At 60.0% G+C, this 23274-nt stretch carries 22 protein-coding genes; 12 read left to right on the forward strand and 10 right to left on the reverse strand.

From position 1 onward, the window contains the following. Positions 1–177 precede the first annotated feature (177 nt). The 4 genes from ASD46_RS17070 (at position 178) to queF (ending at position 3323) form a co-directional block, all read left to right on the forward strand. Entirely contained in the window at positions 178–1284 is a 1107-nt protein-coding gene (locus ASD46_RS17070; protein WP_003513582.1) for a branched-chain amino acid ABC transporter substrate-binding protein, read from the forward strand. 69 nt (positions 1285–1353) lie between these two features. Next, positions 1354–1782, forward strand: coding sequence for a glyoxalase superfamily protein (locus tag ASD46_RS17075; protein WP_013636628.1), 429 nt, complete (start codon positions 1354–1356; stop codon positions 1780–1782). A gap of 156 nt (positions 1783–1938) precedes the next feature. Continuing rightward, positions 1939–2841, forward strand: a complete 903-nt coding sequence (locus tag ASD46_RS17080) for a cation diffusion facilitator family transporter (RefSeq protein ID WP_060642536.1) — start codon at positions 1939–1941, stop codon at positions 2839–2841. A gap of 17 nt (positions 2842–2858) precedes the next feature. Then, entirely contained in the window at positions 2859–3323 is a 465-nt protein-coding gene (gene queF, locus ASD46_RS17085; RefSeq protein WP_013636627.1) for a preQ(1) synthase, read from the forward strand. A gap of 25 nt (positions 3324–3348) precedes the next feature. On the opposite strand, the gene ASD46_RS17090 is transcribed toward queF, so the two are convergent. Both ASD46_RS17090 and ASD46_RS17095 read right to left on the reverse strand, forming a co-directional pair. Then, positions 3349–4104 (reverse strand): DUF2076 domain-containing protein, encoded by a 756-nt coding sequence (locus tag ASD46_RS17090; RefSeq protein ID WP_060642537.1) that lies wholly within the window; start codon positions 4102–4104, stop codon positions 3349–3351. A 100-nt stretch (positions 4105–4204) separates the two neighbouring features. After that, positions 4205–4795 carry a HupE/UreJ family protein gene (locus ASD46_RS17095; RefSeq protein WP_025594193.1) on the reverse strand — a complete coding sequence of 197 codons (591 nt, stop codon included), beginning with the start codon at positions 4793–4795 and terminating at the stop codon, positions 4205–4207. A gap of 233 nt (positions 4796–5028) precedes the next feature. Here ASD46_RS17095 and ASD46_RS17100 point away from each other — a divergent pair, with 233 nt between their 5' ends. Next, positions 5029–5610 carry an ATP-dependent Clp protease proteolytic subunit gene (locus tag ASD46_RS17100; RefSeq protein WP_003513567.1) on the forward strand — a complete coding sequence of 194 codons (582 nt, stop codon included), beginning with the start codon at positions 5029–5031 and terminating at the stop codon, positions 5608–5610. A 116-nt stretch (positions 5611–5726) separates the two neighbouring features. Here the strand turns inward: ASD46_RS17100 and ASD46_RS17105 are convergent, their stop codons facing one another. After that, the gene (locus tag ASD46_RS17105; RefSeq protein ID WP_025594191.1) at positions 5727–5975 is read right to left on the reverse strand and encodes a pentapeptide MXKDX repeat protein; all 249 of its coding nucleotides are present in this window, start codon (positions 5973–5975) and stop codon (positions 5727–5729) included. Between the two features lie 218 nt (positions 5976–6193). On the opposite strand from ASD46_RS17105, the gene ASD46_RS17110 reads away from it, so the two are divergent. From ASD46_RS17110 to leuA, 4 genes are all read left to right on the forward strand, one after another. Then, positions 6194–6709 (forward strand): sigma-70 family RNA polymerase sigma factor, encoded by a 516-nt coding sequence (locus ASD46_RS17110; RefSeq protein WP_025594189.1) that lies wholly within the window; start codon positions 6194–6196, stop codon positions 6707–6709. Then, the gene (locus ASD46_RS17115; protein ID WP_025594188.1) at positions 6706–7350 is read left to right on the forward strand and encodes an NrsF family protein; all 645 of its coding nucleotides are present in this window, start codon (positions 6706–6708) and stop codon (positions 7348–7350) included. Before ASD46_RS17110 ends, ASD46_RS17115 begins: the two co-directional genes overlap by 4 nt. Positions 7351–7438: 88 nt before the next feature. Continuing rightward, positions 7439–8626, forward strand: coding sequence for a benzoate/H(+) symporter BenE family transporter (locus tag ASD46_RS17120; RefSeq protein WP_025594186.1), 1188 nt, complete (start codon positions 7439–7441; stop codon positions 8624–8626). 299 nt (positions 8627–8925) lie between these two features. Continuing rightward, positions 8926–10635, forward strand: a complete 1710-nt coding sequence (gene leuA, locus ASD46_RS17125; RefSeq protein ID WP_003513556.1) for a 2-isopropylmalate synthase — start codon at positions 8926–8928, stop codon at positions 10633–10635. Positions 10636–10844: 209 nt separating this feature from the next. Here the strand turns inward: leuA and ASD46_RS17130 are convergent, their stop codons facing one another. Continuing rightward, positions 10845–11795, reverse strand: a complete 951-nt coding sequence (locus tag ASD46_RS17130) for a metallophosphoesterase family protein (RefSeq protein WP_025594184.1) — start codon at positions 11793–11795, stop codon at positions 10845–10847. 66 nt (positions 11796–11861) lie between these two features. Between ASD46_RS17130 and ASD46_RS17135 the strand changes: the two genes are divergently transcribed. Continuing rightward, the gene (locus tag ASD46_RS17135; RefSeq protein WP_025594182.1) at positions 11862–12353 is read left to right on the forward strand and encodes an NUDIX domain-containing protein; all 492 of its coding nucleotides are present in this window, start codon (positions 11862–11864) and stop codon (positions 12351–12353) included. 17 nt (positions 12354–12370) lie between these two features. Here the strand turns inward: ASD46_RS17135 and ASD46_RS17140 are convergent, their stop codons facing one another. Next, on the reverse strand, positions 12371–13363 hold the full coding sequence (locus ASD46_RS17140) for a glutathione S-transferase family protein (protein WP_025594181.1): 993 nt from the start codon (positions 13361–13363) through the stop codon (positions 12371–12373). A gap of 296 nt (positions 13364–13659) precedes the next feature. Between ASD46_RS17140 and ASD46_RS17145 the strand changes: the two genes are divergently transcribed. Both ASD46_RS17145 and ASD46_RS17150 read left to right on the forward strand, forming a co-directional pair. Beyond that, on the forward strand, positions 13660–14229 hold the full coding sequence (locus ASD46_RS17145; protein WP_013636617.1) for a GNAT family N-acetyltransferase: 570 nt from the start codon (positions 13660–13662) through the stop codon (positions 14227–14229). A gap of 241 nt (positions 14230–14470) precedes the next feature. Further along, entirely contained in the window at positions 14471–15784 is a 1314-nt protein-coding gene (locus tag ASD46_RS17150; protein WP_025594177.1) for an MFS transporter, read from the forward strand. Between the two features lie 33 nt (positions 15785–15817). Here ASD46_RS17150 and ASD46_RS17155 read toward each other — a convergent pair whose 3' ends face one another. From ASD46_RS17155 to ASD46_RS17175, 5 genes are all read right to left on the reverse strand, one after another. Then, complete coding sequence (locus ASD46_RS17155; RefSeq protein ID WP_019565197.1) at positions 15818–16231, reverse strand: GNAT family N-acetyltransferase; 414 nt, start codon at positions 16229–16231, stop codon at positions 15818–15820. Between the two features lie 87 nt (positions 16232–16318). After that, positions 16319–18406 (reverse strand): membrane protein, encoded by a 2088-nt coding sequence (locus ASD46_RS17160; protein WP_019565198.1) that lies wholly within the window; start codon positions 18404–18406, stop codon positions 16319–16321. 1 nt (position 18407) lies between these two features. Then, entirely contained in the window at positions 18408–21218 is a 2811-nt protein-coding gene (locus tag ASD46_RS17165) for a DUF4159 domain-containing protein (RefSeq protein ID WP_025594173.1), read from the reverse strand. Further along, the gene (locus ASD46_RS17170; RefSeq protein WP_025594172.1) at positions 21215–22129 is read right to left on the reverse strand and encodes a DUF58 domain-containing protein; all 915 of its coding nucleotides are present in this window, start codon (positions 22127–22129) and stop codon (positions 21215–21217) included. The genes ASD46_RS17165 and ASD46_RS17170 overlap by 4 nt, the downstream gene beginning before the upstream one ends. Before the next feature lie 111 nt (positions 22130–22240). Beyond that, on the reverse strand, positions 22241–23251 hold the full coding sequence (locus tag ASD46_RS17175) for an AAA family ATPase (RefSeq protein WP_003513541.1): 1011 nt from the start codon (positions 23249–23251) through the stop codon (positions 22241–22243). Positions 23252–23274: the final 23 nt, after the last annotated feature.

Here is a 23274-nt window from a genome sequence, read left to right on the forward strand (position 1 = left end):
ACCTTATCCAGCAAAGGTGACTTGCATAAGCCATCAAACCTTCCGTATGAGTTGAAATGAAGGCTCGGAATTCAAAAATGGAACGGGTTTTCGCCGGGAGGCGTCCGCGAAGTTTCATTCGGTTGGCGCCCAAGGCGCTCATCGGGGCTGAGACCCCATTTCCAAGGAGACACCAGGATGAAACTGAAGACATTGACCAGCGTGACGCTTGCAGCGTCCTTCGCATTCGCACCGCTTGCCCATGCCGAAATCGTCATCGGCCTGATTGCGCCGCTTACCGGTCCCGTCGCCGCCTATGGCGACCAGGTCAAGAACGGCGCCCAGACGGCAGTCAATGAAATCAACAAGAAGGGCGGCATTCTCGGAGAGCAGGTCGTTCTAAAGCTTGCAGACGATGGCGGCGAGCCGAAGCAGGGTGTGTCGGCCGCAAACCAGCTGGTTGCCGAAGGCATCCATTTCGTCGTCGGTCCGGTCACGTCAGGCGTTGCCATTCCGGCATCGGACGTGTTTGCTGAAAACGGTGTCCTGATGATCACCCCCACGGCGACCTCGCCGGGCCTGACGAACCGTGGCCTTACCAATGTTTTCCGCACTTGCGGTCGGGACGACCAGCAGGCAGAAGTTGCGGCGAAATACGTTCTTGCCAAGCTTAAGGACAAGAAGGTCGCCATCATTCACGACAAGGGCGCTTACGGTAAGGGTCTGGCGGATGCCTTCAAGACCACGCTGAATGCCGGTGGCGTTACCGAAGTTCTCTATGACGCGCTGACACCAGGCGAAAAGGATCTCGGCGCGCTGACGGCCCGCCTGAAGTCTGAAAATGTCGATATCGTCTATTTCGGCGGTTACCATCCGGAAGCCGGTCTTCTGGTGCGCCAGTTGAACGATATCGGCGCCAAGGCTGCCGTTATCGGCGGTGACGGCCTGTCGAACAGCGAGTTCTGGAACATCGGTGCCAAGGCTGGTGAAGGCACGATCTTCACCAACGCCTCCGACGCCCTGAAGAACGAAGATTCCAAGGCTGCTGCCGAAGCTCTAAAGGCCGCCAACATTCCTGCGGAAGCCTTCACCCTTAACGCTTACGCTGCCGTCGAAGTGCTGAAGGCCGGCATCGAGAAGGCTGGAAGCGCAAAGGATTCCGAAGCGGTGATCACGGCTCTGAAGAGCGGTGACGCTTTTGCCACGGCGATCGGCAAGGTCACCTATGGCGAGAGTGGCGACCTGTCATCGCAGGCTTTCTCGCTCTACAAGTGGCAGGACGGCAAGATCGTCGCAGCCGAATAAGGATAAGGCGTACTGGCCGCATCCGTTGCGGCCGGTACCATCTCCGTTGCGTGACTAGGGGCAAGCAGAATGGGCAGTGACGTGGACGCCCGGGACGCAAGCGCGGCGGGTGGGGAAAACCTTCCTCACATTGGCTTTGCGCGGATATTCCCGATTCTCAGAATTTTCGATGAGGCCAAGGCGCGGGAATTCTATGTTGATTTTCTCGGTTTCAAGGTCGACTGGGAACACCGCTTCGGCGAAAACTTCCCGCTCTACATGCAGGTTTCGCGGGCCGGAATGGGGCTTCACCTCAGCGGCCATCATGGCGACGCGACGCCGGGCTCCAATATCTTCGCCACCATGCACGGCGTGCATGCCTTCCAAAAAGAGCTGGCGGGCAAAGACTACCGCTTCCTGAAGCCTGGTGTCGAAGAATTGCCCTGGGGCGATGTCATGGAAGTCATCGATCCATTCGGCAACCGTATCCGTTTCTGTGAGCAGAAAAGCGAGGGGTGACGTCTTCGACGTGACCTCATGGGTCTTGACCTCGGCTGCGGTTTGAACGATAGGAAGCGCAAATAACGAACCGCGTGCACGGAGACCCCGTGCGCGCGGTTCGTGCGTTTTGGCGGTTAGTTCTGCAATTCGTTCGCATCCGCACGGGGGCAAAAAATGAACACTGAAGGCAATGCACTGGTAAGGAAGCTCGCATTCTGGGGCATTCCACTTTCTTTCGGCGTGCTTGGCCTCAAGCTCGTGGCCTGGTGGGTCACAGGGTCGGTAGCGCTGCTGTCGGACGGTCTGGAATCGACCGTCAACGTTGTTTCGGCCTTCATTGCCTATTTCGTCATCCGTTATGCGCAGAAGCCCGCAGATGACGATCACCAGTTCGGCCATCACAAGGCGGAATATATCTCGGCTGTCGTCGAGGGCGTGCTGATCGTCGTCGCCGCACTTCTCATCGTGCAGGAAGCCTGGGGTGGTCTCTTCAACCCGAAGCTGCCGGAAGCGCCGGTTCTCGGTCTTGCCATCAACGCGTCAGCGGGCGTCATCAACGCCGTCTGGGCGACAATCCTCATCCGCGTCGGCCGGAAATACGCTTCTCCCGCCCTCAAGGCGGATGGTCATCATATCATGTCGGATGTCGTAACGTCGGCAGGCGTGCTGGTCGGCCTGGTTCTGGCGCTTCTGACGGGTTACGCCATTCTCGATCCGCTGCTCGCCATTCTGGTGGCCATCAACATCCTGTTCCAGGGATCGAAGGTCATTTTGCATTCGCTCGGCGGGTTGATGGACCGGGCGGTGGAACCGGAAGAAGACGAGGCGATCAAGAAGGCGATCGCCGAAAATTCCGTCGGCATCATCGGCGTGCATGATCTTAGAACCCGCCGCGCCGGTTCGGCCGCTTTCATCGATTTCCACGTGGTCGTTCCCGCCCCGATGACGGTGCGCGAGGCGCATGATATTTGCGACCGCCTTGAAGATGCCATAAGGGAAGTCATACCGGGTGCCAGCCTTGCCATTCACGTTGAGCCGGAAGGCGAAAAGGCGCATGGCGTCAAAGTGATCGTTTGAATAAGCAGGAGTTTTCCATGTCCGTGACGGATGTTTCCAGCCTGTCGCAGCTGGGCGCGAAGGTCGATACGCCCGAGAGCCCGGAAAAGGCCATTCTCGAAAAGGTGCCGAACGGCAATGCCGGTACCGATTACGTGGTGCGGTTCACAGCACCCGAATTCACCTCGCTTTGCCCGATGACCGGACAGCCGGATTTCGCCCATATCGTCATCGACTATATTGCTGGTGATTTTTTGGTGGAATCGAAGTCGCTGAAGCTGTTCCTGCAATCCTTCCGCAACCACGGCGCATTTCACGAGGATTGCTCGGTCTATATCGCCAGGCGGCTGGTGGAGCTGTTGCAGCCGAAATGGCTGCGCATCGGCGCTTACTGGTATCCACGCGGCGGTATTCCGATTGACGTTTTCTGGCAGACCGGACCGGTGCCCGAGGGCGTGTGGTTGCCGGATCAGGGTGTGCCGACCTATCGCGGCCGCGGCTGATCCGGCTTTTCACGGTTGAAAACGTTCAGGCGAACGACCCGTCGTCGCCTTGATCGAAATCGTCATCGGCGCTGTCGTCGTAGTCGGCCTGCTGGACATCGTTACTATTGTCCGGCTGGGAGGAACTGTCGCCGTAGTAGTTGTTGATGACGGTTTCTTCGACCGGTGCATTGTTGCCCAGCGGATTGCCGCCGCCGAATGGCGAGCCAATGCCGAGCGACGATGCGTGGTTCCCGAAAATACCGCTCAGCGAATTGGCGAGCAGCATGCCGCCGGCAACACCTGCAGCAGCGCCGAGCGCACCTTGCAGGAAACCGCCGCCGGAGCGTCCGGCTGCTGCGGGTTGCTGGCTCCAGAGGTCACCGGGCTGCTGATCAGGTGCGCGGCCGGCTGGTGAGCCCCAGGGACCGGTGGTCTGACCTGCGGTATCGTTGCGCCATGATGTCTGGGGCGGTGGCGAGACGGGCGCCGGAGCAGGTGATTGCTGTTGGCCGGTGCCGAAGATCGAACTCAGAAAACCACCCTGTGCGGCTGCTTGCGGGGCCGCATTACCGCTTTCCAGCGCATGGATGCGGTCTTCGAGCTGTTGGATGTGTGCTGCTGCCGCTTCCAGACCTTTTTCCTGAACAATCACCGCCTGGGCGAGATAATAGGGGGCTGCGGGCTGATCGCGCACGGCATCTGCGATCAATATTTCCGCCTCGCGGTCGCGCGGAGTGGCGGATGCGGCTTTTGTCCTGTCGAACAGGGCCTTGAGAAGTTGGCTTTCTTCCGGTGACATATGATGCCTCCTTACCGTGAAGCGGAAATCAACGATAAGGAGGTAGGTCCAAATTCAGGCTTTTCAAAGCGGCCGAAACTTTAAATTTCGGTAATGATCGTCACCCGCCGAAGGCAAGCGAAAGGCCCGCTATTGCCGTCAGCGCGCCGGCGGTACGGCTTGCGGCCGAGCCGAAACGGGCAATGCGCAGGCCAAGCACGATGCCTGCGAGATGCAGGATCGCGGTTGCTATCATGAAACCGATGCCGAATTGCAGGGCGCCGGCGCTCCCGAGTTCACCGCCATGGGCATGGCCGTGGAAAAGGGCAAAAGCGCCGACCACGGCCGCAGCGGCTGCCGTCGGCAGCTTTGCCGCAATCGTGACCAGCAGGCCGAGGCCGATGACGGAGGCCAGGATGGCCGGTTCAACAAACGGAAGGCCCATGCCATAAACGGCCATCAGGAAACCAATGGCCATGGTGCCGACGAAGGCGGCAGGCACGATCCACAGCGCCTTGCGGTCATTCTGCGCCATGGCGATCTGCGATGCCCAGAGACCGACGGCAACCATTGCCAGAATATGATCCGCACCGAAGAAGGGGTGGGAGACGCCAGCCATGAAGGAGCCGTGTTCTTCCGGGTTCAAATGGGCGAAAGCGGGCAGGGCGGTGGCGCCGAGCGCTGCGGCAGCAAGGCTTAGTCTTTTCAGCATGATTCCCTCTTTTGATTATCGCCGCCAGCAAGGGGATCTTGGGGTTCCCGCAATCGGCGGCACTGCAATGAGGACCTGACGATACCGCGAACCCGGAGAGGCTGTCCATGCGTCATCTGCCGGGGGCGATGTTTATTGTTGGGGCGCAAACCTTGCCTTTTTTGCTCATTGCCTTACGTAACAAGTCGCACTATGTCCGAAGGGCATGCATGAATTACGCTGGAGAGCCGCTGATGAACGAAGACGAAGACGACAAGAGCAAGGAACTGCCGATCGGCAAGGAAACGGAAGCGAATCTTTTCAAGTCGCGTTCGATCTTCATCTATGGTGGCATCACGCAGGAACTGGCGCAGAAGGTCTGCACGCAGCTCGTGGCACTTGCCGCCGCCAGCGACGACGACATTCGCGTTTACGTCAATTCGCCGGGCGGCCATGTCGAATCGGGTGATTCGATCCATGACATGATCAAGTTCATCAAGCCGAAGGTTTATATCATCGGTACGGGCTGGGTCGCTTCCGCTGGCGCGCTGATCTATGTTTCGGTGCCGAAGGAACGTCGCCTTTGCCTGCCGAACACCCGCTTCCTGCTGCACCAGCCCTCCGGCGGCACGCGCGGCATGGCATCCGACATCGAAATCCAGGCCCGCGAAATCATCAAGATGAACCAGCGCCTGATCAAGATCTTCGCCAAGGCCACCGGCCAGAGCGAAGAAAAGATCGCCAAGGACATCGATCGCGATTACTGGCTCGGCGCTGAAGAAGCCAAGGGCTACGGCCTCGTCGGCAAGATCGTTGAGAGCCAGTCGGAAGTTTAAGGTTTTGATTTGTAGTTGAGAGAGCCCGTGCCGGTGGAAACCGGCACGGGCTTTTTTCATTCAGGCCGGATGATACGTGCCGCTTCCGGTCATGTGCATTGAATGTTCGGCCGGCATCACTTCATCGTGTTGCAGGCCTTCATCATGTCGGCTTTTTTCATCTTGTTCATTTCCATGTCAGCCTTGTGCATGCAGTCCTTTTTGGATGCCATGGACATGTCGCTTTTTTTCATCGTCTGCGTCTTCATGGTGTCGTTGTGCATTTTCGTCATATCGGTTTTCATGCCGTCGGCATGGGCGATGCCTGCGAAAGAAAGAACAGACAGCATGGAAGCGGTGGCGATGGCGGTAAAAATGCGGGTCATGAAAAATCTCCTCTGGACGTCATTAAATGTCCGCCGGCGTTGCACCGGGGCTCACGATTGTCCATTCGGTGGGGATCCGTGTGTCGTTACACGCTCACGCGCTTGTGACATCATATTCGGGCGAGATTCTTTTCACGCCATTATGTAACAATATCCCGCCGATTGCGAATAACCCGATAGTGACGATGACAGGCAGCCTTTCGGAAGTGACATTAAAAATGCTGATGCTGCGTTCCCTCGATGGGGACGAGGGCGCTTACAGGCATTTGCTCTATGCCCTACGCAGGCTGCTGACAGCCTATTTCGACCGGCGCATGAGGGCCGCTTCACGGGGGGATGTGGAAGATCTCGTTCAGGAAACCCTGTTGTCGCTTCACGCCAAACGCGAGACCTATGATCGAGCAAGGCCTTTTACCGCCTGGTTCTTTTCGATAGCGCGCTACAAACTCATCGATCACTACAGGGGCAGGGGTGCGCGCCAGCTTTCGGAAGTGGAACTTGATGAGACGCTGGAAGCGGGATCGTCCGTCGATCAGGTCACGGCACGTATGGATGTGGAACGGTTGCTCGACGAGTTGCCGCAGCGGCAACGCGACCTCATTCGCAGGGTGAAACTCGAGGGTCAGTCAATCGCCGAAGCGGCCCAAAAATCCGGCCAGACCGAGCTTGCGGCGAGGGTCGGCATTCACAGGACGCTTAAGATGCTGGCGGCAAAGTTGCGAGGCGAAACGTGAGGAAGACGGAAGACATCATTGAACAACTGGCAAGCGGCCTCAAGCCCGTGCCTGCCTTGTCACTGGAGCGTCGGCTGGCGCTGGCCGTCCTGCCCGGCCTTGGCGTTTCGCTGTTGCTGATGCTTGCCATTCTCGGGCCACGGGTCGACATGCACGACGCTTTGACCGAGCTGGGTTTCTGGATCAAGTCCGCCTATAACGCCCTGCTGGCCATGACTGCGTTTTTCGCGGTCGGCCGCCTTACCCGCCCCGAGGGGAACAGCGGCTGCCTTTTCGTTTGGCTTGCGCTAATTTTCGTTGTGATGGCGGCGATAGCGCTCGTACAGCTGGGGTTTGCCTTTCCGGACAATTACAGGACGCTTGTTCTGGGGTCGTCCGCACTGCATTGCCCGTTTTTGATCGTCGCTTTCGCGCTTCCGGTATTCCTGGCGAATTTTTCAGTTCTCAAACGCTCAGCCCCGGCTGATCCAGCCCTGGCAGGTTTTGTGGCTGGCATTGCGGCGGGTGCAGCCGGAGCCTGGGTTTATTCCTGGTTCTGCACCGAAAACGGCATGGCTTTCGTGCTGATCTGGTATTCACTTGGCATTTTCATCACCGGCCTGATCGGCGCTTTTGCCGGTTCGCGTTTTCTGCGCTGGTAAAAGGCGTACCTGTTCAGCCTGCGGGCATCTTGCCAGCGGTTGGGTTTTTTGATCTTCAAGGGAAACAGAAGATCCGGGAACCGCCATGTTGATGAAAGACCTTTCCGTACAGAGCCTGTTCATGGGGTGCCTGACCGCCTTTGTCGGCTTTGCCAGTTCTTTCGCCGTGGTGTTGCAGGGCCTGAAGGCTGTCGGTGCTACGGATTTCGAGGCGGCGTCTGGGCTGATGGCGCTTTCGGTGGCGATGGGGGTTTGCGCGATAGCGCTTTCAGTCGCGACGCGGATGCCTGTCAGCATCGCATGGTCGACACCTGGTGCAGCCTTGCTGGCGACCACGGGCGTGATCGAGGGCGGTTTTCCGGCCGCCGTGGGCGGGTTCATCATCTGCGCCATATTGATCATCATTGCCGGCCTGTTCCGGCCGCTCGGAAAGGCGGTGGCCTCCATTCCAGCGCCACTTGCCAATGCCATGCTTTCCGGGGTCATCATCGGCCTGTGTTTTGCGCCGATCAAGGCGATCGGCTTTAACCCGGCGCTCGGATTGCCGATCATTCTTGCCTGGATCGTGGTGGGAGCCTTTAAACGACTTTTCGCCGTGCCTGCGGCACTTGCCGCTTTCGTGCTGGTGATGATCTTCGGTGTCGATATTCCGGCGGGGGCGCTTGACCGTGTGGCGCAATCGCTGACGCCTCCGATGGAGTGGGTGACGCCCGTCTTCAGCCTGCACGCCGTCATTTCCATCGCGCTGCCGCTCTTCATAGTCACTATGGCCTCGCAGAATATTCCCGGTATCGCAGTGCTGAAGGTCAATCACTACGATCCGCAGCCCGGACCGCTTTTCGCGGCGACCGGCTTCTTCTCACTGCTTTCCGCACCCTTCGGCGGCCATGCGGTCAATCTTGCCGCGATTACGGCGGCGATGTGCGCTGGCGAGGACGCCCATCCTGATCCGAAACGGCGCTATTGGGCGGCGATCATCGGCGGTGTGGGCTACATCGTCTTCGGCCTGCTGGCGGGCGCGGTCACGGCTTTCGTGGCACTGGCGCCGCCTGTCCTCATTCAGGCGGTGGCGGGGCTTGCACTGGTGGGCGCCTTTTCCGGCTCTGCCGTTGCGGCTTTCAAGGATCCGGAAACACGCGAGGCAGCGGCGATCACCTTCCTCATCACCGCCTCCGGCCTTTCCTTCGCCGGTGTCTCCGGTGCCTTCTGGGGGCTGATCGGTGGCGGGTTGATGATGGCTTTGACTGGTTTCGTAAAAGGATTGAAGAGACAATAGCCCTTGCATCCAAATATTTCGCCGATTATAAGCTTGCCCATGAGCAACAGCATCGCAACCATTTCCGGCATGAGCGCGCAGATTTCTGCGATTGCCTCTCCGTGCGGTGCACTCTCGCTTCTTAGCCTTGACCTTACACGCGGTTGCCGGGTCCAGTGAGGAGCGCCCGGCGGCCGAAAGCCCGCTGGCGCAAACGCTCCTCATCTCGAAATCTCATTTTATACTGGATTTAGGCCCTTGAGGGCCGCGCATCCGCCGATGGCTCGAGAAACCCGCGGAATGCGCAAGGAGGAAGCGAAATGGACGGAAAGATCACCAATATTTCCAAAGGCATGTCGGACGCGAACGTCAAGTATCGCCCTTACCCGACCATCAATATTCCTGACCGCACGTGGCCGGGCAAGACCATCACCAAGGCACCGATCTGGTGTTCGGTGGATCTGCGTGACGGCAACCAGTCGCTGGTCAACCCCATGGGCCACGACCGCAAGGCCCGCATGTTCAAGCTGCTGCTCGAAATGGGCTTCAAGGAAATCGAGATCGGTTTCCCTTCCGCTTCGCAGACGGACTTCGATTTTGCCCGCTGGTGCGTGGAGCAGGGCAATGTGCCTGAGGATGTTTCCCTGCAGGTGCTGGTGCAGTGCCGTCCGGAACTGATCACCCGCACCTTCGAAGCGCTGGAAGGCGCCAACAAGCCGATCATCCACTTCTACAACTCCACCTCGGAATTGCAGCGCCGCGTGGTATTCGGCAAGGACGTGCACGGCATCAAGCAGATTGCCGTCGATGCCGCCAAGATGATCACCGACATGGCGGCCAAGGCCGGCGGCGGTTTCCGCTTCGAATATTCTCCGGAAAGCTTTACCGGCACCGAGCTGGAAGTGGCGCTGGAAATCTGCAATGCCGTGGTCGAGGTGGTGAAGCCGACGGCGGATAACAAGCTGATCCTGAACCTGCCTTCCACTGTCGAAATGGCGACACCGAACATCTATGCCGACCAGATCGAATGGATGTGCCGCAATATCGACAATCGCGAAAACGTCATCATTTCGCTGCATCCGCACAACGACCGCGGCACTGGCATCGCTGCGACGGAGCTGGCTCTGATGGCCGGTGCGGACCGTGTCGAGGGCACGCTGTTCGGCAATGGCGAGCGCACCGGCAATGTCGACGTCGTGACGCTGGCGCTGAACATGTATACGCAGGGCGTCGATCCTGAGCTGGATTGCCGCGATATTGAGCGCATCAAGGCGGTCTACGAATATTCGAACGAGATGACGATCCCCGAGCGCCACCCTTATGTCGGCGAACTGGTCTATACGGCGTTTTCCGGCTCGCATCAGGATGCGATCAACAAGGGTATGAAGGCGATCAAGGTTGCCAATCACCCGGTATGGGAAGTGCCCTATCTGCCGATCGATCCGAAGGATGTCGGCCGCTCCTACGAAGCGATCATCCGCATCAATTCGCAGTCCGGCAAGGGCGGAATCGCCTATATTCTCCAGCAGGATTACGGCATCAACCTGCCGCGCAACCTGCAGGTGGAGTTTCGCGAAGACATCCAGCGCATCACCGATGAAGAGGGCGTGGAACTGCCGGCCAAGCGCATCTACGAGCGCTTCATGGAGCGTTACGTGACGCAGCCGAATGCGCGCATCAAGTTCGTCGATCACCACACCTATCCGGCGGGCGATTTCAAGGGCGTACGTATTGTCGCCGCCGAAATCACCGATAACGGTGAGGTGAAGCGCATCGAGGGCAAGGGCACCGGTCCTATCGACGGGTTCATCAATGCGCTGTCGGTCTATCTCGGCATCGATCTGTCGGTGAATGACTATTCCGAGCATTCGCTGCAACATGGGTCCAATGCTTCCGCCATTGCCTATGTTGAGATGGAGCATCCGGGCGGAAAATTGTTCGGCGCCGGGGTGAATACGAATATTGTTGGCGCTTCGCTGGAGGCGATTGTTTCGGCGGCCAATCGGGTGCTGGAAGAGCGAGCTAGGTAAGTGGGGGTTTGAGGGTGGGTTTACCCCCTCTGTCCTGCCGGACATCTCCCCCACAAGGGGGGAGATCGACCTGAGGCACGGTCTCGCCCATCTCAACGTTCAGAATGAATTGACGAAAGAGCGTCTTGCCGATCTCCCCCCTTGTGGGGGAGATGCCCGGCAGGGCAGAGGGGGGTGAGCCACAGACTCTAACCTCAACACTCCGGAGTTTATCCCCCCAGCCGCGAAAACCCCAACGGCCTACCATTCTCATAAAATACCCTGATATCTTCAAGCCCGATACCCATTCCGGTATCGTTGAGACTGTGGCGTTCGCAGGCGACGTTCCAGGTGCCGGGGCCACCGGAAATATGGAAGAGATTATAGGCCGCGCGCGGTTTTTCGCCGCCCGGTCCCTGGCTGGCGGAGGCGATGCCGACGACCGGGATGTGCTCTTGCCCGTGGTGAGTGTTCAGCCAGTATACGGTGTTCAAATGGGTGTGGCCATGCAGCACGAGCTCGGCGCCGCCAACGCCAAGCGCTGCCGCGAAACGGCGAATGCCGAACATGCGCTTGTGCGCAGCCGCCGCACCGCGGATCGGTGGGTGATGGATCATCACCACGCGGAACAGCCCCTGTTCACCGGCTTTTTTTAAGAGTTCCGCGGTTGCGCGTGCTTGACGGTTGCCGAAATAGCCGGTGGCAGAGAAGGGCGGCGTTGCAATCGAGGTGGAGCAGCCGATCAGTGCGACGGGACCGCGCACGCGCATGTAGGGGAAAATCTTGCGGTCATCGTCCCATTCCGCCGGGTCGCCATCGCCCCGCACATAAGGATACCAGGCGCGCATGGCCTTGTCGTGCGCGCCGGAAACATAGGCGTCATGATTACCGGGAACGACCGAGATCTTTTCAGGGTCGCCGACTTCTTCCAGCCAGTCGGCGGCGGCACGAATTTCAATGCCTGTCGCAAGATTGACGAGATCGCCGGTAATAGCCAAATGATCCGGCGATTTGGCTTCGAGATCATCGAGCAGCTTTTCCAGCGTGTCGGTGAAAAGGTGCTTGCGGCGGTTGCGGTGCCAGTTGACGAAACCGGTGATACGCTTGGATGCAAGTTCCCGGAAAGTGAGTTTTGGCAATGGCCCGAGATGGACGTCTGAAATATGCGCAAGTTTGAACATGGCGGCAGAGATAACCTATGATATGCGGCACGTCCAATAAAAGCCTGCCGGCAGGGAGAAACCAGGGTGAATGACGAGAGAACCGAGCGGCAGGCCCGTCCGTTCCACACGCGTATCCTTATCCGACTGCTTCATTTCGTTTTTCTGTTCACACGCGGTGCCACCCTCGGTGTGCGTGCGCTCTGCTTCGATGATGCGGGACGGATTTTTCTGGTGCGGCACACCTATCTGCCCGGCTGGTATCTGCCCGGCGGCGGGGTGGAACGCGGCGAAACGCTGCTGATGGCGCTCAACAAGGAAATCCGCGAGGAAGGCAATCTCGAGGCTGCGTCGATCCCCGAGCTTGTCCATGTCTACCTCAATCTGGAAGGCAGCAACCGCGATCATGTGGCGCTCTACCGGCTTCAGGTCACCCAGACCACGCCAAAAAAACCGGATCATGAAATCACCGAAAGCGGTTTTTTCGATCTCTCGGACCTGCCGGAAAATGTGACGCCCGCCACCCGCCGCCGCCTTGCCGAACTTTCCGGCAAAGTGGCGATTGCCGACTACTGGTAGCGGCTGCGTCTCTGCCGTCAGGCAAGCGTCTCACGGCCATGGGCCATGGTAAGGTCCAGTTCCGGGCCAACGGGCACGATACCTGTCGGGTTGATGGTGAGGTGGCTGCGGTAATAATGTTCCTTGATGTGGCGGATATCGACTGTGTCCGGCACGCCTGGTGTCTGGTAGAGGTCGCGGAGGTAACCCGTGAGATGCGGGTAATCGTGAATGCGGCGGATGTTGCACTTGAAGTGGCCGACATAAACAGGGTCGAATCGCACCAGCGTGGTGAAGAGACGCCAGTCTGCTTCCGTCTGTTCTGCACCGAACAGGAAACGGCGGTCCTCCAGCCGGTCTTCCAGCATATCAAGCGTTTCAAACACCTTCACGGCATTTTGCTGATAAGCATCCTGGGTGGTGGCGAAACCGGCCTTGTAGACGCCGTTGTTGACGGTGTCGTAGATAACGTCGTTCAGCGCATCGATGTCGGCGCGCAGTGCTTCGGGATAATAATCCGCCGCCGATCCGGTGAGGTCGTTGAAGGCCACGTTGAACATGCGGATGATTTCGGCCGATTCATTGGAGACGATGGTGCCGTGTTCTTTGTCCCACAGTACCGGCACGGTCACCCGTCCCGAATATTTGGCATCCGCTTTGGTATAGACCTGCCACAGTGTGGAGAAGCCGAAGAGGTGGTCCTCGGTTGCACCCGGAGTGCGTTCGCCTTCCGGTCTGAACTCCCAGCCGTTTTCCAGCATCAGCGGATCGACGACGGAGACGGAAATCAGGTCTTCCAGCTTTTTCAGTTTACGGAAAATCAGGATGCGATGCGCCCAGGGACAGGCGAGCGACACATAGAGGTGGTAGCGATCCTTCTCGGCCTTGAAGCCACCTTCGCCGGAAGGTCCGGGCGCGCCATCCACCGTTACCCAGTTGCGAAATTGCGAGGCGCTGCGCTTGAAGTGCCCTTTGGTTTCCTTGGTGTCGTACCAGACGTCTTTCCATACGCCTTCCACCAGCATGCCCATGATGATCTCCTTGATTGTTTCCTTGACCGCAATCCTAACCGTTTAGCGCGGTGCCGCGAACCCGTGGCGCATTGAACAATGCGTTTCCGGTCTCGCATGGGCTGAATGGGATAGTGCCGAGATTTGTTCTGGACGGGTGGGAATTTTCCTGATAATTGCGATTTTCACAAATCTGAGGAAATCGTAGATTATGATCGAAACACGGATGCTCCGACGACGCTGACGCTCCTGAACGCCTTTACCGGCGCAGCCGTCATCTATTGTCGCATCCGCATTTTGGAAGTTTCGGTCTCTTCATGTCCAAGCACGATCTTGTCTACCTCACCGAGGACGCGTCGCACGACGCCATCATCGAAATCATCAACGAAGAAGCATTCGGCCCCGGTCGGCACACCCGTGCCGCCGCGCGCATTCGCGAGCAGGGTCCGCATGATCGGTCGCTGTCCTTCGTCTGCGCCGATGATGGCGAGACGATCGCTTCGGTGCGCATGACGCCGGTTCTGGCCGGTGGGGTGAAAGGCCATATGCTCGGCCCGCTTGCCGTGCGGCCTTCGCACAAGAACATGGGCATCGGTCGTGAACTCGTCCGGATTGCCATCGCTGCCGCCCGGCGGAAGGGTTCGGAGGCCGTCATTCTGATCGGCGATCCGCCCTATTACATGCCGCTTGGTTTCGAAAAGGTCGCCTACGCCGCGCTTGATTTTCCAGGCCCGGTGGATCCGAACCGGGTGCTGGTCGTGCCTGTTGGTGACGACGTGCACCAGCGGCTGAAGGGCAAGATCGGCTGGCGCAAATGCGAGGCCGCCATGCCTGCAGCCCAGGCGGAAGACGACGGCTTCGAAGAGCCTCTTCGGGTTTACGGCTGACGGATTTCGTTACGTCGGATTTCCCGCCCTTCAGCAGTGCGCACTTTTTCCCTCATCAAATACGACTGACTTGATGAGGGACGGGGCGTTGAGTCGCCCATATACTGGCCGGTTATTTCGCTAAAGATGACGGGATGGTGTTCTGCCTTGAAACCACGCACCGTACTTCGCAAAATTCAATTCCGTTTCTTTCCCCTATGCGATAGCACTCGATAGTCGATTTCGGCACGGGGGCGAGCATATGACGGCAATCACCATGAACGATGCGCTGGAACGCGCCGGTGCGGGCGCCTATCAGCGGCGGTTGATGGGTATTTTCGGCCTCGTCTGGGCAGCGGATGCCATGCAGGTGCTGGCGGTCGGCTTCACTGCCGCCTCGATTGCCCTAACGTTTGGCCTGACTGTTCCGCAGGCCCTTCAAACCGGAACGGCCTTCTTCTTTGGTATGCTTTTAGGTGCTGCCGGTTTCGGGCGTCTGGCGGACCGTTACGGTCGCCGCCGTGTGTTGATCGTCACCGTGGCCTGCGATGCCGTGTTCGGTGTACTTTCCGTCTTTGCGCCGAACTTTGCCATTCTTCTTGTCCTACGCTTTTTGACGGGTGCGGCTGTCGGCGGCACCCTGCCGGTGGATTATGCGATGATGGCGGAATTCCTGCCCGCAAAAAACCGGGGGCGCTGGCTGGTTATGCTGGAAGGCTTCTGGGCCATCGGAACCCTGATCGTGGCGCTTGCAGCGTGGGGCGCCAGCCTTGCCGGTGTTGTCGATGCCTGGCGTTATATTTTCGCGGTTACGGCTTTCCCAGCCGTTGTGGGTCTGGGTTTACGGTTCATGGTGCCCGAATCGCCGCTTTACCTCGTGCGGAGAGGTCGATCGGACGAAGCCAAGGTCATCGTCAACCGCATGCTGGTGGTAAACGGCCGCGCGCCACTTGATGCCGGGACAGGGCTTTTTCAGCCCGAGGTTTCAAAAGGGCAGGGGATATTTTCGCCGGCGCTCAGACAGCGCAGCATCATGATCCTTGCCATCTGGTTCCTTGTCTCCGTTTCCTATTATGGGATCTTCACCTGGATGCCGGCAAAACTGGCGGGAGACGGTTTCGGCTTCGTGCGCGGTTATGGTTTCCTCGTGCTGGTGGCACTGGCGCAGATCCCCGGTTATGCGCTTGCGGCCTATGGCGTTGAAAAATGGGGCCGCAAGCCGACGCTGATCGGTTTCTGCCTGCTGTCCGCCCTCGGTTGCCTGCTCTTCACGCTCGCTACAGGCGGCGCAATGATCGCCACATCGCTTCTGATCATGAGCTTTGCGCTGCTTGGCACCTGGGGTGCGCTTTATGCCTTCACGCCCGAATTGTACCCGACGGAATCGCGTGCGACCGGCATGGGGGCTGCGGGCGCCATGGCAAGGCTGGGCGGCCTTCTGGCGCCATCGTTGCTGGGTTATGCCATCGCGCAGGGCTTCGGTTTCGCCATCGGCATTTTCGCTGGGCTGCTGGTGCTGGCTGCGATTGCCGCAACGATGATCAACGCGGAAACGCGGCGGGTGGCGCTCTCCTGACACTGCTGCGCCAACCGCTTTCTTTCGAACGGATTAGAAACGCTTTTCAAGCCATGTGATCGCCTGGCCGCTGGAGAGCGGGGCAAGCGAGCCGATCCTGGTGAAACCGCAGCGCTCATAAAGCCTCAGCGCATCCGGGTTCATCGTGTCGATGTAAGCGCCCATGCAGCCGCGCTTTTTCGCTTCCTCTTCCGCCATGCCGAGAAGCTTCGCGCCTGTGCCTTGACCGCGTAAGGTCTCGGGGATGAAGAGAAGCTGCACATAAAGCCAGCCGCGGCCGGTATAGCCGACAAGACCGCCGGTGACGGTGTTCTCATCGTCGCGGATTGTGATGATGAGTTCGCGTTTGTCGCTTTCGCCAAAACGGGCGAGATTATAGGCCACCAGGGGATCGCGGATGGCCTTTTCAGCTTCTGCATCCGCGATGTCGCTCAAAACGAAATTCATGATTATCTTTCCCAGGTCGCCGAGCGGCGGCCGTTTCTCGTTTCCACTGCGAGACGTGAAAGCGCCTGAGCTTCCACCGGAAAGTTCCTACCGGCCCTCACGCCACCAGAGCGCGGAGAAAGCAAGGAGCAGGGCGGCAAGCCCGGCAAAACCGGCAAACAGCGGTAGGGTGTTGACACCTTTCAGCACAGTCTCGTCGGTCATGCGTATCAGCATGCGATCCTCATCGGCAACCCTGATATTACCCCTGACAGGCAGGATATCGGGCAGTGCCACGCGGCCCGAATTGTCGGCGACACGGTGCACGCTGCCCTTGGTGGCGTCGGCAAGCGGCTTCAGCGTTTCGGTTGTCGAAATCATTGCCTTGAATTCCGGCGCATCCACCGCGCCGACATGGACGAGCGTAGTGAAATCGCCGTTCTTGATTTCGAACAGGCCGGTCTCGTCCATGCGACGCTCGATCTTGTAGAGACCGGGCTCGGTATTGTTGAAGGCCATGTTTTCGGTTTTGCCCGAGGGGAAATGCACGCTTGCCTGACCGGGGTCGTCGCCGATGGTCTGGCGGGTAATTTGCAATGTGCGGCCGTTGGCGCGCGCCGTCAGCGCCTCTTCCTCAAGCTCCGGTTCCTTCATCAGCCAGTGGGCGATGCGCCGGTAAAGTGCCACATGCGGGCCGCCGCCTTCGTAGCCACGCGCCCAAAGCCAGCCTTGATCGGAAAGCAGCATGGCGACACGGCCTTCACCCTGGCGGTTCAGCACCAGCAGCGGGTCCTGCCCGTCACCCAGCATCACGGTCTGGCCCTGCGGCGGCTCGACGCTGACGGTGCGGAACCAGCGGCCCCAATGCGGCGGCTCATCGCCCGACCCTTCCAGCCCACGGGTAACGGGGTGTTTCTTGCCCGCTTCCGAGAGGCGGGGATAAAAGGCGGACTGATGCACTTGGCCTGTCGGCTGGGCCGGCAGCACGGATGCAAGCGGCGTCATGGCGATCGAATCCTGACCGGCATGTTCCGGGCCAGCTGCGATCAATAGCGCGCCGCCCTTTTCGACATATTGCGCGATGTAATCGTAATAGAGGATCGGCAGCACGCCGCGATGCTGGTAGCGGTCAAAGATAATGAGGTCGAAATCCTCGATCTTTTCCACGAACAATTCGCGTGTGGGGAAGGCGATCAGCGACAGTTCGTTGATCGGCGTACCGTCCTGTTTTTCCGGCGGCCGCAGAATGGTGAAATGCACCAGATCAACCGAGGCGTCGGATTTCAGGAGGTTGCGCCAGGCGCGCTCGCCCGCATGCGGCTCGCCGGAGACCAGCAGCACGCGCAGGTTCTGGCGGATACCTTCTATCAGGTGAACCGCACGGTTGTTCGCGGCCGTCACTTCGCCGGGAAGCTCGGCGACGGAAAATTCCATGACATTGTTGCCGCCGCGCGGAACCTTGAAAGTAAAGGGTGTCGGCTGGCCGGGTGTGGCCTGCAAGGTGGCGATTTCTTCGCCGTTCATTTTCACGGTTACTTCCGCCGAACCACCGCCTGCGGCTGCACGGCCATCATCGAAGACGCGCAGCGTCAGTTGCTGTTCCTCGTTGACGATGCCAAAGCGGGGCGCGCGGACAATCTCGATACGGCGGTCGAATTCATCGGCCTTGCCGGTGATCAGCCCGTGGAGGGGAGCGCGGAAACCAAGCGCCTGTTCGGCATTGGGCAGAGCATTCGGAATATCGTGGATCTGGCCATCGCTGAGGAAAATCGCACCGCCGACGCGGGAGGGCGAAACATCGGAGACGGCGGAGGAGAGGGCCGAGAAAAGCTGCGTCGAAGGTGAATCGCTCTCACCATCATCACGCACTTCCACGATGCGCGGTTCGATGCGCGGGAAGCGGGACAGACGGTCTTTCAGCGCGGCAAGCGCCGTATCCGTCATTTGCGGTCGGTCCTGCACGTCCTGGCTCTGCGATCGATCGACGATAACGGGGACGATTGTGGAGAGAGGCTCGCGTTCCTCCTGCGTCAAAAGCGGATTGGCGATGGCGGCAAGCAGGGCGACAAGCGCCAGCCCGCGCAGCCATGCGCCGCGCACGCCGCGCCACAGGCCGATGAAGGAGAGAAGAAGGGCGGCGACGGCCAGAACGGCAATAACGATCCACGGCAGGAAGGGGGCGAATGTCAATGTCATGTCACTGCCCCAACCGTTCGAGAAGTGCGGGAACGTGTACCTGATCGGCCTTGTAGTTGCCGGTCAGCATATACATCATGATGTTGACGCCAGAGCGAAACGCATGTTCGCGCTGCAACTCGTCCGGCGGCACAGTGGGCAGCACCGGTGCGCCCTGCGCATCGACGGCCCATGCGCCGGCAAAATCATTGCCTGTTATCATGATCGGCGTCACGCCATCGCCGGAGGAAGAGAGGCCGGATGTCGTCTTTGCCGCCCCCTGGCGCGATTCCACCCAGAGCGGCGAGCCGTTGTAGCGGCCGGGGAAATTGGTGAGCAGGTAGAAAGACCGCGTCAGGACGTGGTCTTCCGGCACGGGCTCCAGCGGCGGAATATCGATATTGGCGAGGATCGCCTGCAAACGTTCGCCATTGGGGCTGGTCGCGCCGGTGTCGAGCGACGAAAACTGATCGCGCGTGTCGAACAGAACGGTGCCACCGGCGCGCATATAGGCATCGATACGCGATATGGCAGCGCTCGACGGCATGGGGGCGGAGGCCGACACCGGCCAGTAGATGATCGGGTAAAAGGATAATTCGTCCTTGGATATATCGAGGCCGACCGGCTGGCCGGGCTCCAGCGTCGTGCGCCAGGTCAGGAATTCGCTCAATCCCTGCAAACCCTGTTCGGAAATGCGGTCGACATCGTCCTCGCCGGTGCGGACATAAGCGAGATGCGTCGTGTCCAGCCGCTCGAAAATCTGCTCGTCACCGGGTTTGGGGTCGTCGGCGCGCGCATCGCTCGAGGACATTGCGGCGAAGGCGCCAATGGCCAGCAGCACGGTGGCAGCTGTGGCGCTGCGGGCTTTCGGCAGGCGTGCGAAGGCGCCGTTCATAAAGAGCACAATGAGACTGTCGGCAATCAACATCAGGAAGGCGGCGATGAACAAGGCCGGGCGCAGCGATTTCGCCGTTTCGCCGATCAGTGCTTCGCTGGTGGTGTTGACACCGGCGAGCGAGGTATCGAGCGGGCGAAGCGTGGCGCCAGCCGGTAGAAGATTGAGAGCCACGAAACCATCCTCTGTGCCATAAAGGCCGGGGGGATTGTCGAAACCGGTGCGGGGAGCCTGACCGGGGCGCATTTCCAACGGCCGGGCGGAGCCGACATCGGCTGACAAAGCACCTTCGGCCGTCAGTAGCCGGAAGGGCGGTAATGCTGCGGCCGGGGCATTCGCGGAGGTGGAAGCACCGCCTGCCTTGGACAATTGCACGATACGGCGCAACATATCGACGAAGTGGCCTGATATCGGCAGGTCGGACCAGCTTGCCTCGGCGCTGACATGGAACAGCACGATGCGGCCCGCTTCGACATTGCGGGTGGTGACGAGTGGCGTGCCGTCGGCAAGGCTCGCCCAGGTGCGCTCGGCGAGGTCCGGTGTCGGTTCGGCCAGAACCTGCCGTTTTACGAGCACGCCATCGGCCTTCGGCATTCCGGCAAAGGCGCCGAAATTCGGGAAATCGGCAAGCGGCTGGGGCTCGGCCCATGAGAGCGCGCCGCCAAGTGCGCGTTCACCCTGCCGCAACGTCACCGGCACCAGCGGATCATTGGTGGGGGCTGCGGCAAGGCGCGGTCCGGCAAAACGGATCAGCGTGCCGCCGGCGGCAAGCCAGCGCTGCATCGGCTCATAGGTCTCTTGCGGCAGACGTCCGATATCGGCCATGACGATAACGGAAGGATTGGATTGCAGGATTTCCGGGATTGCCTGCGCAAGATCTGCCTGTCGTTGCGGGATGAGATCGACAAAAGGCTGAAGGGCGCGGCTGATGTAATAAAGCGGCTGCAGCAGCGGCTGGAAATCATTTCCGGTTTCACCGGCCAGCAGCGCCACGCGGCGGCGGCGGAAACCGTCATCCAGAAGATGCACCGCGCCCGCCGTCGAAACTGCTTCGATGGAGAGGCGGGCGAAGTCGTTGCGCAATTCGAAAGGCGCTTCCACCGTCGCCGTCGTTTCCGCTTCGCCGGGAGCGAAACTGGCGGTGCCAGTGGCAAGGATGCGGCCCTGGCTGTCCTGCGCATTGACGGTCAACCGGCTGGGGGAGGCCGTGTCGAGCCGCGATAGCGTGACGCTCATCGCATCGGCATTGTTGGCGGCGCCGGTAATGGCGGCGATGGATTTCCCATCACCCGTCACGATGCGGAACTCGGCAGCTGAGAGGCTGGCCAGCGTTTTGAGTGCGCTTTCATCCTGCGCGGTGGCAACGCCGTCGGCAATATAGGCGAGCGTGCCGGGGGAGGTGCCGTTCAGCGCCTCGGTAATGGCTTCCGCAGTGCGCACGCGGTCCGGCGCAAGCGGCTTCGGCTTGGCGGCGGCGAGCTTGTCCAGCGCCACCGCCGTGGTGGCCGGCACGGCGTCATGTTCGGCATCTGCGGTGAAGCTGATGGAAACGGGGCGATCGGCCCTTTCCGCGTCGCCGATCAGGGCCTGAGCGGTTTCGACGCGTCTCTGCCAATCAGTTGCGGAGGCCCAGCTATTATCGACCACAAGCACCAGGGGACCAGTGCCGGCAATGCTGTTGTTGCGGGGGTTCACCACCGGATCGGCCAGCGCGAAAATCACGGCGGCGGCGAGCGCGATGCGCAGCAATGTCAGCCACCACGGGCTTTTCGAGGGCGTTTCCTCGCGCTTCAGCACGGTGGCCAGAATTTTCAGCGGCGGAAAAACCTCCGCCTTGGGGCGCGGCGGGGTGAGCCGCAGCAGCCACCAGATGGCTGGCAATGCCAGAAGGCCGAAGAGAATATAGGGGCTGGTGAAGACGAAGGGCAATGCGCTCATCGGTTGCCACCGCCTTGCGCGGGCGCACCGGACAAATACATGTGAACAGCCACAAGCGCCTCGGAGGCGAGATGATCGGTGCGGTGAAACACGAAATTCCAGCCTAGACGGCGCAGCGAAGAAGACAGCGCTTCGCGGCGGGCGAGATAGGCGCGGGTATAATCCTCGCGAATCGTTTCCGCGCGGCCGGAGACGAGTTTTTCACCGGTTTCCGGGTCGGTAAATTCGGTGCGGCCCGAATAGGGGAAGGTTTCTTCGGCCGGATCGGCGATTTCCACCACATGGCCGCGCAAGCCGCGCCGCGCGAGTGGCGAAATCCGCTCCATCACATTTTGCGCATCGTCGAGAAAATCGCCTATGAGGACGATGTCGCTTGCACCGCGGATCATGCCCGTTTCCGGCATGCCTGTGGTGAGCGGCGCGTGCATGATGGCGGCAGCCAGACGTTCGGCGGCGTTTCTGGCCGAGATGGGCTCCATGATACCGGGACAACCTATGCGCTCGCCCGAGCGCGCAAGGATTTCCGCCAGCGCCAGCATCAGCACCAATGCGCGGCTTTCCTTGGAAACGGAGCCGAGTGTGGATTTGAACATCATCGACGGCGACATGTCGGCCCACAGCCAGATGGTGTGGGCAGCTTCCCATTCCCGATCGCGCACATAGGTGTGGTCGTCGCGGGCCGAGCGTCGCCAGTCGATGCGCGACAGGCTCTCGCCTTCGGCATAGGGGCGGAACTGCCAGAAATTCTCGCCGATGCCACGCTTGCGGCGGCCGTGCCAGCCGGCGGTGACGGTGTTGGCGATGCGCTTGGCTTCGACCATGCAGTCCGGCACCAGTGCGGCACGCTGGCGCGCGCGCGCCAAAACTTCGCTACCCGGTGTCTTATCTACGATCTGGCCGATGGATGCCACAGGCACTCCTTTCGAGAAAGCTTAGGCAGATGTCAGAGCGGCGGGCCGCTCCGAGTTTTTGTCGAGCATCGGATTTTCCGAAAACAGCGTCACACTTTTCGGTTCGATGCCTTAGTTCTTCGCCTGCTCCACAAGGGCTGCGATGACATCGCGCACCGACATGCCTTCGGCGCGGGCGGCGAATGTCAGCGCCATGCGGTGCTCCAGCACCGGTTCGGCCAGCGCATAGACATCGTCCAGCGACGGCGCGAGCCTGCCTTCGTAAAGCGCGCGGGCGCGTGCCGTCAGCATCAGGGACTGGCCGGCGCGGGGACCCGGGCCCCAGACAACGTGTTTGTCGGTCAATTTGTTGCCGTGGCCGGGGCGGGCAGAGCGGACAAGTGAAAGGATCGCGTCCACCACCTTGTCGCTGACCGGCATCTGGCGGATGAGGGCCTGGATTTCCATCATGCGTTCGGCGTCGATAACCTTGCGTGCCTCGCCCGATGCGGTGCCTGTCGTGTCGAGCAATATCTGGCGTTCGGCGGCAAGCTCGGGATAGCCGACATCCACCTGCAGCAGGAAGCGGTCGAGCTGCGCTTCAGGCAGTGGATAGGTGCCTTCCTGTTCCAGCGGGTTCTGGGTTGCGAGAACGTGGAAGGGTTTCGGCAGATCGTAACGCTGGCCGGCCATGGTGATGTGATATTCCTGCATGGCCTGCAGCAGCGCGGACTGCGTGCGCGGGCTGGCGCGGTTGATTTCATCCGCCATCAGCAATTGCGCAAACACCGGACCTTTTATGAAGCGGAAGGAGCGCCGCCCGTTTTCATCCTGATCCATGACTTCGGAGCCGAGAATATCCGATGGCATGAGGTCCGGTGTGAACTGGATGCGGTTGGCATCGAGCCCGAGAACCGTTCCGAGCGTGGTGACGAGCTTGGTCTTGGCAAGCCCGGGAACGCCGACGAGCAACGCGTGGCCACCCGAGAGTATGGCGAGAAGCGTGTTCTGCACCACTTTTTCCTGGCCGAAGATGACCTTGGATACCTCCGCGCGGATCGCGGCAATATCCGAAAGCGCCTTTTCGGCCGAGGCGACGATGGCTTTTTCGTCGAGGGTTTCGCCGGTATTCATCACGCCCATGTCGCTCTCCTCATACCTTTGCC

This window comes from Rhizobium sp. Root491, from assembly GCF_001427205.1.
Taxonomy (GTDB): Bacteria; Pseudomonadota; Alphaproteobacteria; order Rhizobiales; family Rhizobiaceae; genus Agrobacterium; species Agrobacterium tumefaciens.

Coding starts and splice junctions, on each gene's coding strand:
- queF (WP_013636627.1), top strand. CDS start 2,859: ATGTCCGTGACGGATGTTTCCAGCCTGTCGCAGCTGGGCGCGAAGGTC.
- ASD46_RS17160 (WP_019565198.1), bottom strand. CDS start 18,406: ATGACATTGACATTCGCCCCCTTCCTGCCGTGGATCGTTATTGCCGTT.
- ASD46_RS17080 (WP_060642536.1), top strand. CDS start 1,939: ATGAACACTGAAGGCAATGCACTGGTAAGGAAGCTCGCATTCTGGGGC.
- ASD46_RS17150 (WP_025594177.1), top strand. CDS start 14,471: ATGACGGCAATCACCATGAACGATGCGCTGGAACGCGCCGGTGCGGGC.
- ASD46_RS17070 (WP_003513582.1), top strand. CDS start 178: ATGAAACTGAAGACATTGACCAGCGTGACGCTTGCAGCGTCCTTCGCA.
- ASD46_RS17105 (WP_025594191.1), bottom strand. CDS start 5,975: ATGACCCGCATTTTTACCGCCATCGCCACCGCTTCCATGCTGTCTGTT.
- ASD46_RS17145 (WP_013636617.1), top strand. CDS start 13,660: ATGTCCAAGCACGATCTTGTCTACCTCACCGAGGACGCGTCGCACGAC.
- ASD46_RS17155 (WP_019565197.1), bottom strand. CDS start 16,231: ATGAATTTCGTTTTGAGCGACATCGCGGATGCAGAAGCTGAAAAGGCC.
- ASD46_RS17130 (WP_025594184.1), bottom strand. CDS start 11,795: ATGTTCAAACTTGCGCATATTTCAGACGTCCATCTCGGGCCATTGCCA.
- ASD46_RS17075 (WP_013636628.1), top strand. CDS start 1,354: ATGGGCAGTGACGTGGACGCCCGGGACGCAAGCGCGGCGGGTGGGGAA.
- ASD46_RS17090 (WP_060642537.1), bottom strand. CDS start 4,104: ATGTCACCGGAAGAAAGCCAACTTCTCAAGGCCCTGTTCGACAGGACA.
- ASD46_RS17100 (WP_003513567.1), top strand. CDS start 5,029: ATGAACGAAGACGAAGACGACAAGAGCAAGGAACTGCCGATCGGCAAG.
- ASD46_RS17140 (WP_025594181.1), bottom strand. CDS start 13,363: ATGGGCATGCTGGTGGAAGGCGTATGGAAAGACGTCTGGTACGACACC.
- ASD46_RS17095 (WP_025594193.1), bottom strand. CDS start 4,795: ATGCTGAAAAGACTAAGCCTTGCTGCCGCAGCGCTCGGCGCCACCGCC.
- ASD46_RS17175 (WP_003513541.1), bottom strand. CDS start 23,251: ATGGGCGTGATGAATACCGGCGAAACCCTCGACGAAAAAGCCATCGTC.
- ASD46_RS17110 (WP_025594189.1), top strand. CDS start 6,194: ATGCTGATGCTGCGTTCCCTCGATGGGGACGAGGGCGCTTACAGGCAT.
- leuA (WP_003513556.1), top strand. CDS start 8,926: ATGGACGGAAAGATCACCAATATTTCCAAAGGCATGTCGGACGCGAAC.
- ASD46_RS17165 (WP_025594173.1), bottom strand. CDS start 21,218: ATGAGCGCATTGCCCTTCGTCTTCACCAGCCCCTATATTCTCTTCGGC.